Annotated in this window: 14 protein-coding genes and 1 pseudogene; 8 read left to right on the top strand and 7 right to left on the bottom strand. The window is 63.7% G+C overall.

Features of this window, described 5'->3' with window-relative positions; translation table 11 throughout:
- Positions 1 to 100 precede the first annotated feature (100 nt).
- The 3 genes from NKJ28_RS14175 to NKJ28_RS14165 are packed head-to-tail and all read left to right on the top strand — an operon-like array spanning position 101 to position 1,395.
- A complete protein-coding gene (locus tag NKJ28_RS14175) occupies positions 101 to 448 on the top strand; it encodes an antitoxin Xre/MbcA/ParS toxin-binding domain-containing protein (RefSeq protein WP_023680350.1) in 348 nt (115 codons plus the stop codon).
- Positions 449 to 1,090 carry an RES family NAD+ phosphorylase gene (locus tag NKJ28_RS14170; protein ID WP_352636057.1) on the top strand — a complete coding sequence of 214 codons (642 nt, stop codon included), beginning with the start codon at positions 449 to 451 and terminating at the stop codon, positions 1,088 to 1,090.
- A gap of 23 nt (positions 1,091 to 1,113) precedes the next feature.
- Complete coding sequence (locus NKJ28_RS14165; RefSeq protein ID WP_352636055.1) at positions 1,114 to 1,395, top strand: hypothetical protein; 282 nt, start codon at positions 1,114 to 1,116, stop codon at positions 1,393 to 1,395.
- Between the two features lie 73 nt (positions 1,396 to 1,468).
- Here the strand turns inward: NKJ28_RS14165 and NKJ28_RS14160 are convergent.
- A pseudogene (locus NKJ28_RS14160) lies at positions 1,469 to 1,574 on the bottom strand (HAD family hydrolase); the annotation flags it as partial.
- A gap of 108 nt (positions 1,575 to 1,682) precedes the next feature.
- Between NKJ28_RS14160 and NKJ28_RS14155 the strand changes: the two are divergent.
- Positions 1,683 to 3,074: an NfeD family protein gene (locus tag NKJ28_RS14155; protein ID WP_352636053.1), complete on the top strand. Its 1,392-nt coding sequence runs from the start codon at positions 1,683 to 1,685 to the stop codon at positions 3,072 to 3,074.
- Entirely contained in the window at positions 3,071 to 3,841 is a 771-nt protein-coding gene (locus tag NKJ28_RS14150; RefSeq protein WP_023680344.1) for a slipin family protein, read from the top strand. The genes NKJ28_RS14155 and NKJ28_RS14150 overlap by 4 nt, the downstream gene beginning before the upstream one ends.
- Positions 3,842 to 3,879: 38 nt before the next feature.
- Here NKJ28_RS14150 and NKJ28_RS14145 read toward each other — a convergent pair whose 3' ends face one another.
- The gene (locus tag NKJ28_RS14145; RefSeq protein ID WP_352636051.1) at positions 3,880 to 4,809 is read right to left on the bottom strand and encodes a LysR family transcriptional regulator; all 930 of its coding nucleotides are present in this window, start codon (positions 4,807 to 4,809) and stop codon (positions 3,880 to 3,882) included.
- Positions 4,810 to 4,915: 106 nt separating this feature from the next.
- On the opposite strand from NKJ28_RS14145, the gene NKJ28_RS14140 reads away from it, so the two are divergent.
- Complete coding sequence (locus tag NKJ28_RS14140) at positions 4,916 to 5,926, top strand: zinc-dependent alcohol dehydrogenase family protein (protein ID WP_352636049.1); 1,011 nt, start codon at positions 4,916 to 4,918, stop codon at positions 5,924 to 5,926.
- 232 nt (positions 5,927 to 6,158) lie between these two features.
- Here the strand turns inward: NKJ28_RS14140 and NKJ28_RS14135 are convergent, their stop codons facing one another.
- The 3 genes from NKJ28_RS14135 to NKJ28_RS14125 are packed head-to-tail and all read right to left on the bottom strand — an operon-like array spanning position 6,159 to position 9,942.
- The gene (locus NKJ28_RS14135; RefSeq protein WP_352636048.1) at positions 6,159 to 8,480 is read right to left on the bottom strand and encodes a xanthine dehydrogenase family protein molybdopterin-binding subunit; all 2,322 of its coding nucleotides are present in this window, start codon (positions 8,478 to 8,480) and stop codon (positions 6,159 to 6,161) included.
- Entirely contained in the window at positions 8,477 to 9,460 is a 984-nt protein-coding gene (locus tag NKJ28_RS14130) for an FAD binding domain-containing protein (RefSeq protein ID WP_352569152.1), read from the bottom strand. Before NKJ28_RS14130 ends, NKJ28_RS14135 begins: the two co-directional genes overlap by 4 nt.
- Positions 9,457 to 9,942 carry a (2Fe-2S)-binding protein gene (locus tag NKJ28_RS14125; protein ID WP_031211962.1) on the bottom strand — a complete coding sequence of 162 codons (486 nt, stop codon included), beginning with the start codon at positions 9,940 to 9,942 and terminating at the stop codon, positions 9,457 to 9,459. The genes NKJ28_RS14130 and NKJ28_RS14125 overlap by 4 nt, the downstream gene beginning before the upstream one ends.
- 721 nt (positions 9,943 to 10,663) lie before the next feature.
- On the opposite strand from NKJ28_RS14125, the gene NKJ28_RS14120 reads away from it, so the two are divergent.
- Positions 10,664 to 11,296, top strand: a complete 633-nt coding sequence (locus NKJ28_RS14120) for a TetR/AcrR family transcriptional regulator (RefSeq protein WP_023677324.1) — start codon at positions 10,664 to 10,666, stop codon at positions 11,294 to 11,296.
- An 18-nt stretch (positions 11,297 to 11,314) separates the two neighbouring features.
- Here the strand turns inward: NKJ28_RS14120 and NKJ28_RS14115 are convergent, their stop codons facing one another.
- Positions 11,315 to 11,755 (bottom strand): lipid-binding SYLF domain-containing protein, encoded by a 441-nt coding sequence (locus NKJ28_RS14115; RefSeq protein ID WP_352451439.1) that lies wholly within the window; start codon positions 11,753 to 11,755, stop codon positions 11,315 to 11,317.
- Between the two features lie 265 nt (positions 11,756 to 12,020).
- Between NKJ28_RS14115 and NKJ28_RS14110 the strand changes: the two genes are divergently transcribed.
- Entirely contained in the window at positions 12,021 to 12,962 is a 942-nt protein-coding gene (locus NKJ28_RS14110; RefSeq protein ID WP_352569151.1) for a hypothetical protein, read from the top strand.
- Positions 12,963 to 13,008: 46 nt separating this feature from the next.
- On the opposite strand, the gene NKJ28_RS14105 is transcribed toward NKJ28_RS14110, so the two are convergent.
- Positions 13,009 to 13,329: a hypothetical protein gene (locus NKJ28_RS14105; RefSeq protein ID WP_352569150.1), complete on the bottom strand. Its 321-nt coding sequence runs from the start codon at positions 13,327 to 13,329 to the stop codon at positions 13,009 to 13,011.
- Positions 13,330 to 13,497 lie beyond the last annotated feature (168 nt).

Below are 13,497 nucleotides of genomic sequence, written 5' to 3'. Positions count from 1 at the left end.
ACATTCCTGTTTCATATTTTCCTTTTATGAAACCGAAATGCGACAGCGCAATTGAAGGGCTGGTCCGACGCGAAGTGGCTCGGCAGCCGGAGAGAAAAGCATGAGCACGGCGTTGCGGGCGGTTCCCAGATTCCTGGACGAATTGGGCACGTTTGGCGGTCTCAAGGGAACCGACATTGCAAACATCACCGACGTGTCCAAGGCCACGGTTTCGAGGTGGAAGGCCGGCGACATCAAGCCCCAGCCGCGCAGCGAGCTCATTCTATCGGACCTGCACTATATCGTCGGCCGACTGCAGGAATTCTACGAGCCAAGCGATATCCGCACCTGGCTTTACGCTCGCCACCCGCAATTGAACGGTGAAAGGGCGATAGATCTCATTCACGACGACCGCGCCCTCGACGTGCTCAAAGTCATCGACCGGCTTGAGAACGAGGTCTTTCTGTAATTGGCGATCGCCGGGCGGATGAGACGAGACAGTCGGCTCATCGATGCTATCGAGGAAATGGTTCCGGTCGAATACTCCGGGACGGTTTGGCGTGTGGTGCGCCAGGGCCGCAGCCCGATCCAGTGCTCGAGCTCCGGCGGCCGTTGGGACGATGGAACGTTCGACGTGCTCTACACCTCGCAAGAGCGCGAAGGTGCCTTGAGCGAGATGAGATTCCACCTGACGCGGGGGCAGCCAGTGATCCCTTCGCGCGTCAGATACAATCTCTTCGAGATCGATCTTGCTTTGGACCGGACGCTCAGACTGCTCGACCTGGCAGCCTTGCAGACCCTTGGCCTCGACACCGCGCGCTACGGGCAGCTTTCGTATCAGGAAAAGCACGCCGAATATCCGAGGTCGCAAGACATCGGCGAGGCCGCGCATTTCCTCGATTATGACGGTCTGATCGTGCCCAGCGCGCGATATGATTGCCTGAACGTCGTCGCGTTTTGTGATCGGCTGCCGGCCGGAGCGATGAGGATCAGAACCGATCACGGGGAAATTGCCTGGGCAGCGGCGGCCCCGCTGCCATCCATCCCCCGCACGGGTGATGCGGCCAACGGAAGTGGCGCGCTAACATTGCCTCCAAGTGCAGAGGTCTAACGCGCAAGGGAGGATCCATGCGTATGCTCCGACTGATACCGCCGCTGCTGGCGCTGCTGGCCGTCTTGCCATTGAACGCTGAAGCGACCACGAAGAAGTACCCTAAGGGCCACGGCACGAATTGCGCCGAGAAGGACCAGGCGTGCCAGAAGAAATGCCAGGCTGTGCCGATCGACTACAACAGCGTCAAATCCATCCACGGGCGCAACGAATGTCTGAATAATTGCACCATCGGCTACGATCAGTGTCTCGGGGCACCCGCCCGAATCCAGGAACAGACAACCCAGGAGGACGTCGCGCAATAGAAGCCCGCTAGATGGCTCCAATGCGCAAGAGACATAGGTGTGATCGAATGACGGCGACAGCCCGCCGTCGCCTTCATGTGCGGCCGCCGACTTCGTCGACATGGCGCGCGCATGTCCTCTGGATCTTCATAGACGCGAAACGCGCCCGATTGGCGGAGCTCCTCGGTGCCGTAGCCGCCGCCTGAGCAGGCCGACGCCCAGCAGGACCGTGCGATGCGTCACCCGCCGCGCCGCGTCATGGATTTCGGCAAAATCCAGCCCATATTCCTAGATGTGGAGCTTTGAGCGTGAAACTCGCGCGTGCGGTCCTGCTTGCCGCGGCTTTCGTGGCTGTTGCGGCCGTTTGTCCCTCTTCCGCAACCGGAGAGGCGGACGGCCGGGAGAAAATTGTGCTGCGCGTCGAGATAGACGGCGCCATCGGTCCAGCGAGTGCCAGGCAGCTCGAGGAAGCGCTGGCGGTGGCCGCGGACCGAAATGCCCAGGCTCTCATCCTGCAGATGGACACGCCCGGCGGGCTGGTCACCAGCATGCGCGAGATGATCGCGGGCATTCTCGCCTCGCCGGTTCCCGTCATCGGCTATGTCGCGCCCGCCGGCGGGCACGCGGCGAGCGCCGGAACCTACATCCTCTACGCCACCCATCTGGCGGCGATGGCGCCCGGCACCAATCTGGGCGCGGCAACGCCGATCGAGATGGGCGGGCCGCTGCCATCGTTTCCCGGCGGCAAGAACGATGGCCCCGAGGCGGACAAGGACAAGAAGAACGCACCCGCGGGCGATGCGATGATCGCCAAGGCGACGAACGATGCCGTTGCCCTGATCCGCAGCCTGGCTGAATTGCGCGGGCGCAATGCCGAATGGGGAGAAAAGGCCGTGCGCGAGGCGGCCAGCCTGTCGGCCGGCGCGGCACTGCAGCAGCATGTCATCGACTTCGTCGCCCGCGACACCACCGAACTGCTTCAACTGGCCGACGGCCGGACAGTCGAGATCGCCGGCAAAAAAGAGGCAATGGCGACCAAAGGACTGCCGGTCGAAACGCTCGAGCCAGGCTGGCTCATCCGGCTTCTCGCCGTGATCACGGACCCGAACATCGCCGTCATCCTGATGCTGGTCGGCGTTTATGGCCTCGTCTTCGAATTCACGAGCCCGGGCGCGGTCGCGCCCGGCGTGATCGGCACGATTTGCCTTCTGCTCGGACTCTATGCGCTCAATCTCCTGCCGATCAGCTATGCCGGCCTTGCCTTGATGCTGCTTGGCATCATCTTCCTGGTCGTCGAAGCCTTGAACCCGACTGTGGTCCTTGGGCTGGGAGGCGTGGCTGCGTTTCTGCTGGGCGCAGCCATGCTGCTCAGGATCGAGGGGCCCGGCTTCGAGATGTCGTGGGCCGTTATCGGCACCGCCGCCGCCCTGACGCTCGGCCTGGCGCTGCTGACCGGCAGCTATCTGTGGGCGGCCCGCAAGAACGTTCCGCGTGTTGGCGCACAGGCCATGCAGGGGCTGCCGGCGGAGGTCCTCGACTGGCAGGGCAGCGAGGGCCACGTGCTCGCCCGGGGCGAGCGCTGGCGGGCAAAAGCCGACGAACCGCTTGCTGTGGGCGACAGCGTCGAGGTGGCTGATGTCAGGGGTCTGGTGCTGACGATACGGCGCCGCAATGTGAGAAGCGATGGAGCAAGGCAATGATCATCGGTTATGTGGCCTATCTGGCAGCAGCGCTCGTCGTGGTCATGTTCCTATCCGCGGCCATTCGCATCCTGCGGGAATATGAGCGCGGCGTGGTCTTCACGCTCGGCCGCTTCACCGGGGTCAAGGGCCCCGGCCTTATCATCCTCATCCCCTTCGTGCAGCAGATGGTGAAGGTCGACCTGCGAGTGGTGGTCCAGGACGTCCCGCCGCAGGACGTGATCTCGCGCGACAACGTCTCGGTGAAGGTCAACGCGGTGCTGTATTTTCGTATCGTCGACGCCGAGCGGGCGGTGATCCAGGTTGAAGACTTCATGACCGCCACCAACCAGCTGGCACAGACCACGTTGCGCTCGGTGCTCGGCAAGCATGAGCTCGATGAAATGCTGGCCGAACGTGACAAGCTCAACAGCGATATCCAGGAGATTCTCGACCAGCGCACCGATGCCTGGGGCATCAAGGTCTCCGATGTCGAGATCAAGCATGTCGACCTCAACGAGAACATGGTCCGCGCCATCGCCAAGCAGGCCGAGGCGGAACGGCTGCGGCGTGCGAAAGTGATCAATGCCGACGGCGAACAGCAGGCGGCGGCAAAGCTCGTGGAGGCCGGCAAGATGCTGGCCGAAGCACCGCAGGCCATGCAGCTACGCTATTTCGAGGCTCTCCATGACATCGCCGGTGAGCGCTCGTCGACGGTCGTGTTTCCGGTGCCGATGGATCTGCTCGGTCATTTCATCAAGCAGGGTGGTGGAGGCGGAGGCGGCTGAGCGCGTAATCTCCCCCTCAAGGGGGGAGATCAGCACCCTCACCTCCGCCACGGCGGGACCGGCGCAAAGCGTTTGCCGATCCAGTCGGCGAAGGCACGTGTCTTGGCGGCTTGCCCCTTGGCCGAAGGCGTGACGACATAGACGGCGCCTTCGTCGGCAAGCGTCCAGTCCTCCAGCACTGGCACCAGCCGGCCGTCGGCGAGCTCGCGTCCGACCAGCCAATCCGTGCTCATCATCAGTCCGACGCCTTGCACGGCGGCTTCGACCAGCACCTCGGCGTCGTCGGTGACCAGCGGCCCGGAGACCTCGATACTGACGCGGCGACCCGTGCTGTCGGTCATCTCCCAGGCCGGAAAGGTCTGGAAACCCGAGAAGCCCAGGCAGCTGTGTTCCAGCAGCGCCTCTGGCGCAGTCGGCGTGCCCCGGCGGGCGAGGTAGGACGGCGCGGCGCACAGCAGCCGCCGCCGTGTCGCGACCTTGCGCGCCACGAGCCGCGAATCCTGCAGCGCGCCGAGACGGACGGCGACATCGAAATTCTCGGCGACGAGATCGACGAAACGGTTGGAGAACTCGGCCTCGATACGGACGTCGGGAAATTCGGTGAGAAACTGCGGCAGCAGGGGGCCGATCCACATGCGCCCGAACGAGCCGGGCAGCGCCAGCCGCAGCACGCCGCGCGGCCCGCCGCCGGCATGCGCCGACGCGACAGCCTCGGCCTCGTCGACCGCAGCCAGGATGGTGCGGACCCGGACGAGAAATTCCGAACCCGCCTCGGTCAGCGACACGCTTCGTGTCGTCCGGTGCAGCAGGCGCACGCCCAACCGCTCTTCCAGCGAGGCAAGGCGCCGCGACAGGATCGTCGCGTCGCGGCCGATGCGAGCGGCCGCCTTGGTGAAGGAGCGTGCTTCGGCGATTGCCGCGAAGGCGGCCATTTCGGCCAATGCTGCCGGTTCGTGCGATTGCTGCATTATACGCATAACTCAAATGCAAAGAGCAAGGATTACATACCTATAGCGCAGCAGCTAGCTTCACTCAATCCCGGCCCGTCAATCGGCCCATCACCCGGAGTGAGACATGAAAGCGATCGAACTGACTGCCCCGAGACTGGACGCGTTTCGCGCGGCCACCGTTCCCACGCCTGAACCGCAGCGCGGCGAAGTGCTGATTCGCCTGCGCGCCGCAAGCCTCAATTTTGTCGATGTCGCGATAGCGAGCGGCAACTATCCAGGTCCGAGCTTTCCGCTCATTCCCGTCGTCGACGGCGCCGGCGAGATCGTCGGTATCGGCGAGGGCGTGTCGAGGCTCGCCATCAACGACCGCGTCATCGCCCATGCAAAACCGCGCTGGATCGGCGGCCGTCCGCGGCCTTATGAGACCAGAGAGATGCGCGGGCTGACACTGCCCGGCTCGCTCGCCGAATATGTCGCGCTGCCGGCCAATGCCGTTGTGCCGATGCCGGCGCATCTGTCCTTCGAAGCGGCAGCGACGCTGCCGATCGCCGGCACCACCGCGTGGAATGCGCTTCGCGCCGCCGATGCCGGGCCGGGGTCGGTCGTCGTCCTGCTCGGTACCGGCGGTGTCTCGATCCTGACCCTGCAGCTGGCCAAGGCAGCCGGCGCCACGGTCATCATCACCTCGTCGTCGGACGAAAAGCTGGCCCGCGCCAAGGCTTTGGGTGCCGATCACCTCATCAACTACCGCGAAACAACGGACTGGGACGCCAAGGTGCTCGAATTGACCGACGGGCTCGGCGCCGACCTGATCGTCGAAACCGGCGGCGCGGCGACCTTCGCCCGCTCTATCAATGCCGCGGCGCCCGGCGGCACGGTGTTCGCCATCGGCTTCGTCACCGGCGCCGAGGCCACCACGAACCTGCTGCCGATCATCATCAAGGCACTCAAGGTTGTGGGCAACAACACCGGTTCAGTATCCGACCTGCGCGACGCGGCGCGCGCAATCGGCGCCGCCCGTATCGATCCGGTCATCGACACGGTCTACGGCCAGCACCAGGCGACCGAGGCCTACGCCCACATGGCGGCCGGCGGCCGGCATTTCGGCAAGCTCGCGTTCAGTCTGTCGTGGTGAGCCTGAAAAAGGAGCGGCGTTGAAGCTGCCGATCTCCCCCCTCGTGGGGGAGATGTCCGGCAGGACAGAGGTGGCGCTCTCCCTCCAGCCTATCAGGCAATAGCAGTTCGCGCACCGACGTGAGGTTCTCAGCTCATCAAGTTGAACTGAACGCCGGCGATCCTTCACGCCCCCCTCTGCCCTGCCGGGCATCTCCCCCACGAGAGGGGATTGGCAGTTCTACCGCCTCCGCCTAAATCAGCTTCTCCAGCGTGATCGGCAGATCCCGCACCCGTTTCCCGGTGGCGTGGAATACCGCGTTGGCGATCGCCGGCGCCACGCCGACGATGCCCAGCTCGCCGACCCCCTTGCCGCCCAGCACCGAGGAATGCGGATCGGGAATACCGACCGAGATCACCTCGATGTCGGGAATGTCTGCATTGGTGGCGATGAGATAGTCGGCGAGGTTGTTGTTGACGATGCGGCCGTGGCGGCGGTCGACGATGCCTTCCTCGAGCAGCGCCTGGCCGATGCCCATGATGATGCCGCCCTTCCACTGGCTTTCGGCGAGCTTGGGATTGTAGAGCCGGCCCGAATCCAGCGCCGACACCACGCGGGAAACGCGAACCGTGCCAAAGTCCTCGTCGACGCGGACTTCGATGAAATGCGCGCACCAGCTGTGGCGGGAATAGTCGCCCTCGGTGTGCGGCAGCGCCATGGCTATGGTGGTGTAGTTCTTGTAGCGGTCCTCGACCGTCGAATTGGCCGGCATGGTGTCGCCCTTCGCCTCGATATGCTCGCGCCCGACGCTGCTGAGCAATTCGGCGATCGAAACTTCCGGGCCGTTGCCGCGCGGTGAAGCGATGCGGCCATTGGCGACGACGAGCGTGTTGGCCTGCAGTGCATGGAACGGCGAAGCCGGATCGCTGATGGCGAGCCCGATCAGTTGGTCGAGCGCGGCACTCGCCGCCTTGTGGACGGCGCCGGTCATCACCCCGGCCAGCCGCGAACCGCCGGTGACGCCGGCACGGGCATAGCGGGAATCGCCAAGCTTGACGACGACGTTTTCCGCCGGCACGCCCACCACCTCGGCGGCGGTCTGCGCCAGGATCGTGTAGGTGCCCTGCCCCATGTCGATCGATGAGCTTTCGACCTCGACCGAGCCGTCGGCGAGAATGCGCACGACCGCCTCGCCATAGGCGCGCCGCACCGGGTAGGTGCCTGCCGCGACACCCCAGCCGATCAGCTGGTTGCCGTCGCGCATCGAACGCGGCCGGGGGTTCCGCTTCGACCAGCCAAAGGCTTCGGCGCCGGCCGCGAAGGCCTCACGCAGCTGCCGTGTCGACCACGGCTTCTTCGCATGCGGATCCTGCTCGGCATAGTTCCTGAGACGGATTTCCAGCGGGTCGATACCGACCTCATAGGCGAGCTCGTCGATGGCGCTTTCGATGCCGAAGGCGCTCGGGTTCTCGCCCGGCGCGCGCAATGCCCCCGGCACCACCGTGTTGACTCGCACGACGTTCTGCCGCGACGAGAAATTCGGCGTCGCGTACATGACCGAGGTGACCGAGCCGAGCGGCTCGACCCACATGCCGTCGACCGAGGTCTCGTTGACGCCGCGATGCACGATCGACTGGATCTGACCCTCAGCGTTGGCGCCGAGCGCCACGGTCTGGCGCGTCGCCGCCCGTCCGCCATAGGCGGTGAAGGTCTGCGGCCTGGTGACCGCCAGCTTCACCGGCCGTCCCAGCATTTTCGCGGCGACTGCCGCTACAGCGCCGTAGCCATAGGCAAACGCCTTGGAGCCGAAGCCGCCGCCAATATAGGGCGAGACCAGTCGTACATTCTCGAACGGCACGCCGAACCATTCGGCATAGGTCCGCGCCATGCCGTCGAGCCATTGGCTCGGCTCCCAGACCGTCAGCTGGTCGCCCTGCCACTTTGCGATCAGGCCATGCGGCTCCATCGGCGCCTGGTATTCGCGCGGCGTGTTGTAGGCGTTGCAGATCCTGACCGGAGCCGAGGCGAACGCTGTCTCCGCCTCGCCCCATTCCTTGGTCATCGCATCGACCGGGATGCCGTCGCCGGCCTTTGGATCGCTGAGGTCGACGATCGCCGGCGCCTCGTCATAGGCGATCTTGACCAGCGTCGCGGCGGCGACCGCCTGCTCGAAACTCTCTGCCACCACCGCCGCGACATGCTGGCCGCTGAAGGTGATGTCGCGCGCCAGCGGGCAATAGGCGACGTCCGGCGGCGGCGTGCCCAGCCAGTCCGTTGCGGTTCTCAGCGGCAGGATGTTGTCGGGCGTCAGCACCAGCAGCACGCCGGGCGACGCCTTGGCCGCGGTCGTGTCGATCGAACGCACCCGGCCGGCGGCAATGGTGCTCTCGACCAGCACCGCATGGGTAAGCCCCTCGAGCTGCTGCTCGACGGCGTATTTGGCGGCACCGGTGATCTTGGCCGGGCCGTCGACGCGCGACAGCCGGCCGCCGACCTGATCGGCGAGGACGGCACCGTCCGAAGCGTCGCCGCGTTTGGCATCGCCGGGTCTTGTTCTCAACTCGTGAACGGTCATGCCGTTTCTCCCATTTTGAGGATGGCGCGGGCGACGACGCGTGGCGCCAGTTCGATCTTGTAGTGGTTGGCGCCATGGTCGACGGCGCCCTCGACGGCGAGCAGGCTGGCTTGCCTGACGACCTCCGGCTCGAGCACTTTGCCTTTCAGCGCCTCTTCGACGGCAAGGGCGCGCCATGGCTTGGTGGCAACGCCGCCAAGCGCGACGCGCAGATCGCGAATTGTCCTTCCGTCGGCCTCGAATTCAATGCCGACCGCAGCACTTGCCGCGGCGAATTCATAGGACTGGCGGTCGCGGACCTTGAGATAGGTCGAGCCGCGGGCGGCGGCCGAAACGGGAATGCTGATCGCGGTGATCATCTCGCCGGGCTCGATCGCATGTTCCCTTTCGGGCGTGCTGCCAGGCAACAGGAAAAAATCATCGACGGCGACCTGACGGTCGCCGAGATGGACGATCGCGTCGAAGGCGACGAGTGCAACCGCCAGGTCGCCGGGATAGGTGGCGATACAGGCCTCGCTGGTGCCGAGCACGGCATGGCCGCGGGTGACGCCGCCGATCGCCGAGCAGCCGCTGCCGGGCGAGCGCTTGTTGCAAGCGGGGAAATTCGCCGGATCGCGGAAATAGGGGCAGCGCGTACGCTGCATCAGATTGCCGCCGATCGTCGCCATGTTGCGCAGCTGAGCCGACGCCGCCTGCCACAATGCTTCCGAGACTGCGGGGAACCGACTCTTGATATCGGCATGGTCGGCGACGCGGCTCATCCTGGCCAGCGCGCCGATCGTGGCGCCCCGGTCATCAACGGCAATCGTGTCCAGTCCCTTGAGATGGGTGATGTCGACCACGGTCTCGGGTTCGGCAACGCCGCATTTCGCGAGATCGACAAGCGTCGTGCCGCCGGCCAGAAGCATGGCGCCGGGAAGTGCTGCTGCCTCACGGGCTGCATCGACGGAGCCGGCGCGGAGATACGAAAAGTCCCTCATGACGCGGCCTCCACGGCCGCCTGGCGCACGGCGGCGACGATATGCGGATAGGCGCCGCAGCGGCAGAGATTGCCGGCCATGTATTCGCGGATCTCCTCATCCGAGCCGGCATGGCCTTCGCGAATGCAGGCGACCGCCGACATGATCTGGCCCGGCGTGCAATAGCCGCACTGGAAGGCATCCTGTTCGAGGAAGGCGGCCTGCACCGCATGCAGCGTGCCATCCTCCCCGGCAAGCCCTTCGATGGTGGTGATGTCCCTGCTTTCAGCCTGAGTGGCAAGCGTCAGGCAGGCCAGCACGCGTTGGCCGTCGATATGAACGGTGCAGGCGCCGCACTGGCCCTGGTCGCAGCCCTTCTTGGTGCCGGTCAGGCCGAGATGGTCGCGCAAGGCGTCGAGCAGGGTAACGCGCGGTTCGACCTCCAGCTCATGTCGATGTCCGTTGATTCGAAGTTGGATTGGAGTTCGGGTTTTGCTTGTCATGGGGCGTCTGGCTCCAGTTGCTTGACGCGGGAGGGGATAATCTGGTGCCCGGCCAGCGAGCGGCAAGATCAGCTTATGGCTAGGTGAGCTAATCTCCCCCCTTGCGGGGGAGATGCCCGGCAGGGCAGAGGGGGGTCGGTTCGACTTGGCGCGAGCTCCGGGAAGGCTGCGGCTTGCGAGGTCGAAAGACGTGACATACCCGATCCCGTGATTACATGAGAAAGGCGCTCCACAATCGGAGGCGCCTCCGCTTATTACCTAAGGGCCTGCTCCGCCCTGTTCAAGCCCAGGATCGAAAATGATCAAAATTGGAGGAAATTGGCAGGGCAGCCGGCCGTCATGCCTGGAGACAAAAAAGCACCACCGGCCCAAGCCGGTGGTGCTCTCTGAACTGTCTGTAGGGGCAGGACAGTCCAATGATCCTGAGGGGATCGTGCTCAACGTGGGCTCATTTTTGCCCCACGGCATCGGCCGAACAGATGACGAGTGCCGGCCGCGAGGAAATATCCTCCGTCGTCATCCACCGGACGTCATCCACCGGCCGTGCACCGGAGGCGGGCAAGATGCCTCCGCCTGCCGGAACGCCGGCCCAGACTCGATCCTGTGATTATATTTACTTGCGATTATATTTGTCGGAGACGTAACGAAGGTGGAAGCGTCTGCGTTCTTGAGACGGGGCCTGCCTGTCCGGTTATGCTTCGGATCAACACTGGAGAAAAAATTGGCCGCGGAGCCGCCCGTCATTTCTGGAGACAAAACCGAAGCCGCCGTTGCAAAACCGCTGCGCGCCGACGCGCAGCGCAACCGCGATGCGCTGGTCGAGGTCGCGGCAAAAGCCTTTGCCGCGCAAGGTGTCGATGCCTCGCTGGAGGAGATTGCGCGCCAGGCCGGCGTCGGCATCGGCACGCTCTACCGGCATTTCCCAACCCGCGAGCACCTGGTCGAGGTGGTTTATCGGCGCGAAGTGGAAGGACTGTGCCAGGCGGCCGACGAACTCGCCCGCGATCATGCGCCCGACATGGCGCTCGAACAATGGATGCAGCGCTTCGTCGACTACATCGCCACCAAGCGCGGGCTGTCGACAAGCCTGCGCATCCTGCTCACGACCAACTCAACCCTGTTCTCCGACGTTTCCGGCAGGGTGACGCTCGCCTTGCGGCGGCTGATCGATGCCGCGGTCGCCGACGGCTCGATCCGCGGCGATGTCGATGCCTCCGACGTGCTGCATGCGCTGGGCGGCATCTATTCGGCCCCGGACACCAAGGACTGGCGCGACCGCTCGCGCCGATTGGTGTCGCTGCTGATGGATGGGCTGCGGTTTGGAGCGGCCAAATCCGGCCCATCCAAGGAATAACGAATGCAGTGACTGTCCTTATTTCAGCGAGATGCTCATACCGCTGAGATCGGCATTGACTTGCAGGCCTACCTGCCTGCCCGTGAGTTCGAGTTGGGCACCCTTGTCATTGGTCATGACGATCACCTGGGCTCCTTTGCCGAGCGCGCCGCCACCGCCCGCTGCACCGTACACCCCCGTCACATCCCGGGCGCGGCGTATGTGGCGCACGGTACCTTTGAAATAGGTCTTGGAGGCGCCGAAGGCGAGGCCGCCCGAGATGCCGCCGACCGAGATGGGATATCGGCGACCATGGAAGGTCAGTGTGCCCTCGCCTCCGGAGCCGCCGATGAAAAAGGCCGCCTTGTAGACGGCGAAGCGGATCGTACCGCTGTCGGCATGCGCGACGCTGGCAAAGCTAACTGCCGCCGCAGCGATGACGGCAACTGCGACTGAACGAAATCTGGACGAAATCTTCATGATGAGAACTCCTCAAGATCGCCGCATGCCCAGCCGGCCGGGCACGTCGGCGTCGTATCAAAGTCATAGCTGAACAGTCTCGCCCGTCATTGGTTCCAAGCACGCGGCCTGAATCCGGCTGCGAGAAGACCGCCACGAAACGAGGCGGATGGCGAGCATAGTCCTGGCTGTAAGAACAGTGGCCGAATGGTGGGGATGATCGTAGGTGTTGAGGCGGAATGGTATTAGTCTGCGCTGTCTGGGGTTTCGGGAGCGCGGCAAAGGAATGGACTTCAACTCACGACATGGCTACCTGCTGATCGGTGGCCTGATCCTGGTCGGTGCCGGGCTCCTGGTCGTTTCGCTGATCGTCAATCTTCGCGTGGCGCACAGTGTGCGTGACGACGTACGCCATCGTGAAAAGCTGCTGGAATATTATCGCAATATCTTTTCGCAGCTGGGCGTGATCCTGATCGGGATTGGCGTGTCCCTGTTCATCTTCTTTTTTCAGCAGAATTATCAGGACCAGCGCAAACGCGAAACGGAGCTCCAGCAGGTTCTCGCCAAACTGGCGGCGCGTGTTGCCCGCGGCAGCGCTGTCGTGGAGGCCCTCGGCGAATTCGACGCGCTGCTGGATGATGGCGGCGCCTATGTCAGTCCGGAACACGGCGGAAACAATGCCGCCGTCAGCGCCCACGGAACGGCGCTCGCCAAGCAGGTTTCGCAGATCCTTCTGGTCGAGCGCGACGTCGATGTTCAGGGGTTCGATATTCTCAATCTGTCACGCGATTTCGAAGCATCGTTCGTCGTCAACGAGCTCAACCCAATGCTATGGTTCAACATCGTCCGGGACGAGAGCGACATCAAATATGCCACTACCCAGATCGCCCTGGATTACAAGGACCTGCAGGATGCGATCGGCGGCGAGCCGATCGAGGTTGCGATCGCCAATCCCGAAAAGGAGCGGAAGATCAAGCGGGAGGTGCTCGACGTCTTTTATGATGCCGATCTGCTGCGCCAGCGCAGCAGGCGGTTTCTCGGCCGCGCGTGCTGGCTTTTCAGCAACGGGCGCGGCTTCGTCAAGCTTGCACCGGCCAATGAAATCGAAGCCGATGCCAGATCGCACCAGGAATGGCTCGACCGGTCGAAACCCTTCCTGACGAAGGCGACATCGGGCAGCGGCGATTGCTTCAAATTGCTTCAGTACGGCCCGGCGTCTTTGAGTTGAGAACGAGCCAAACACTCAACGACCAGGTTCGACCCATTGCGGACGATCAGTCAGGCGCCACAAACGCGTATGACTTCATCAGATCAAGTGTTGTCTCGGCGCGTACAGAAAGGTTGTCTGGCACCTCGATCCGAACGAGTAAAATGTCTGTTCCTTGATCAATTCCGAACAAAGCGGCAATCGGTCGGGGACCATCGAAATGGCACGATGCCCATCGCTGTGGAGATGCATCTGTATCGGTTTCTTTGAGCTCGTCTTCGAGAATCCTACGCAATCCGACATCAAGGGCCTCGCCAGCCATGTGACCGAGTTCATCGATCAGCGGGTTCCAATTAACTAGCCAGACCCAATTCTGCACCCAGGCCACCTGCTGGTCTCCAATTTGGGACGAAAGCCGACTGGTCTCGTTAGTCGGTCTTTGCATGATTTGTCGAATCCGCTATCGGCGATTCCTACCATAATAAGCTTGACTGCTTTTTGACCATCTCGGCTGTTGGCGGCAGCCAGCTGATTGAATTTTGACCTAAAGCGGTTC

It is taken from the genome of Mesorhizobium sp. M0145, assembly GCF_040322355.1.
GTDB lineage: Bacteria > Pseudomonadota > Alphaproteobacteria > Rhizobiales > Rhizobiaceae > Mesorhizobium.
This window is presented reverse-complemented; position numbering and strand designations above follow the sequence as displayed.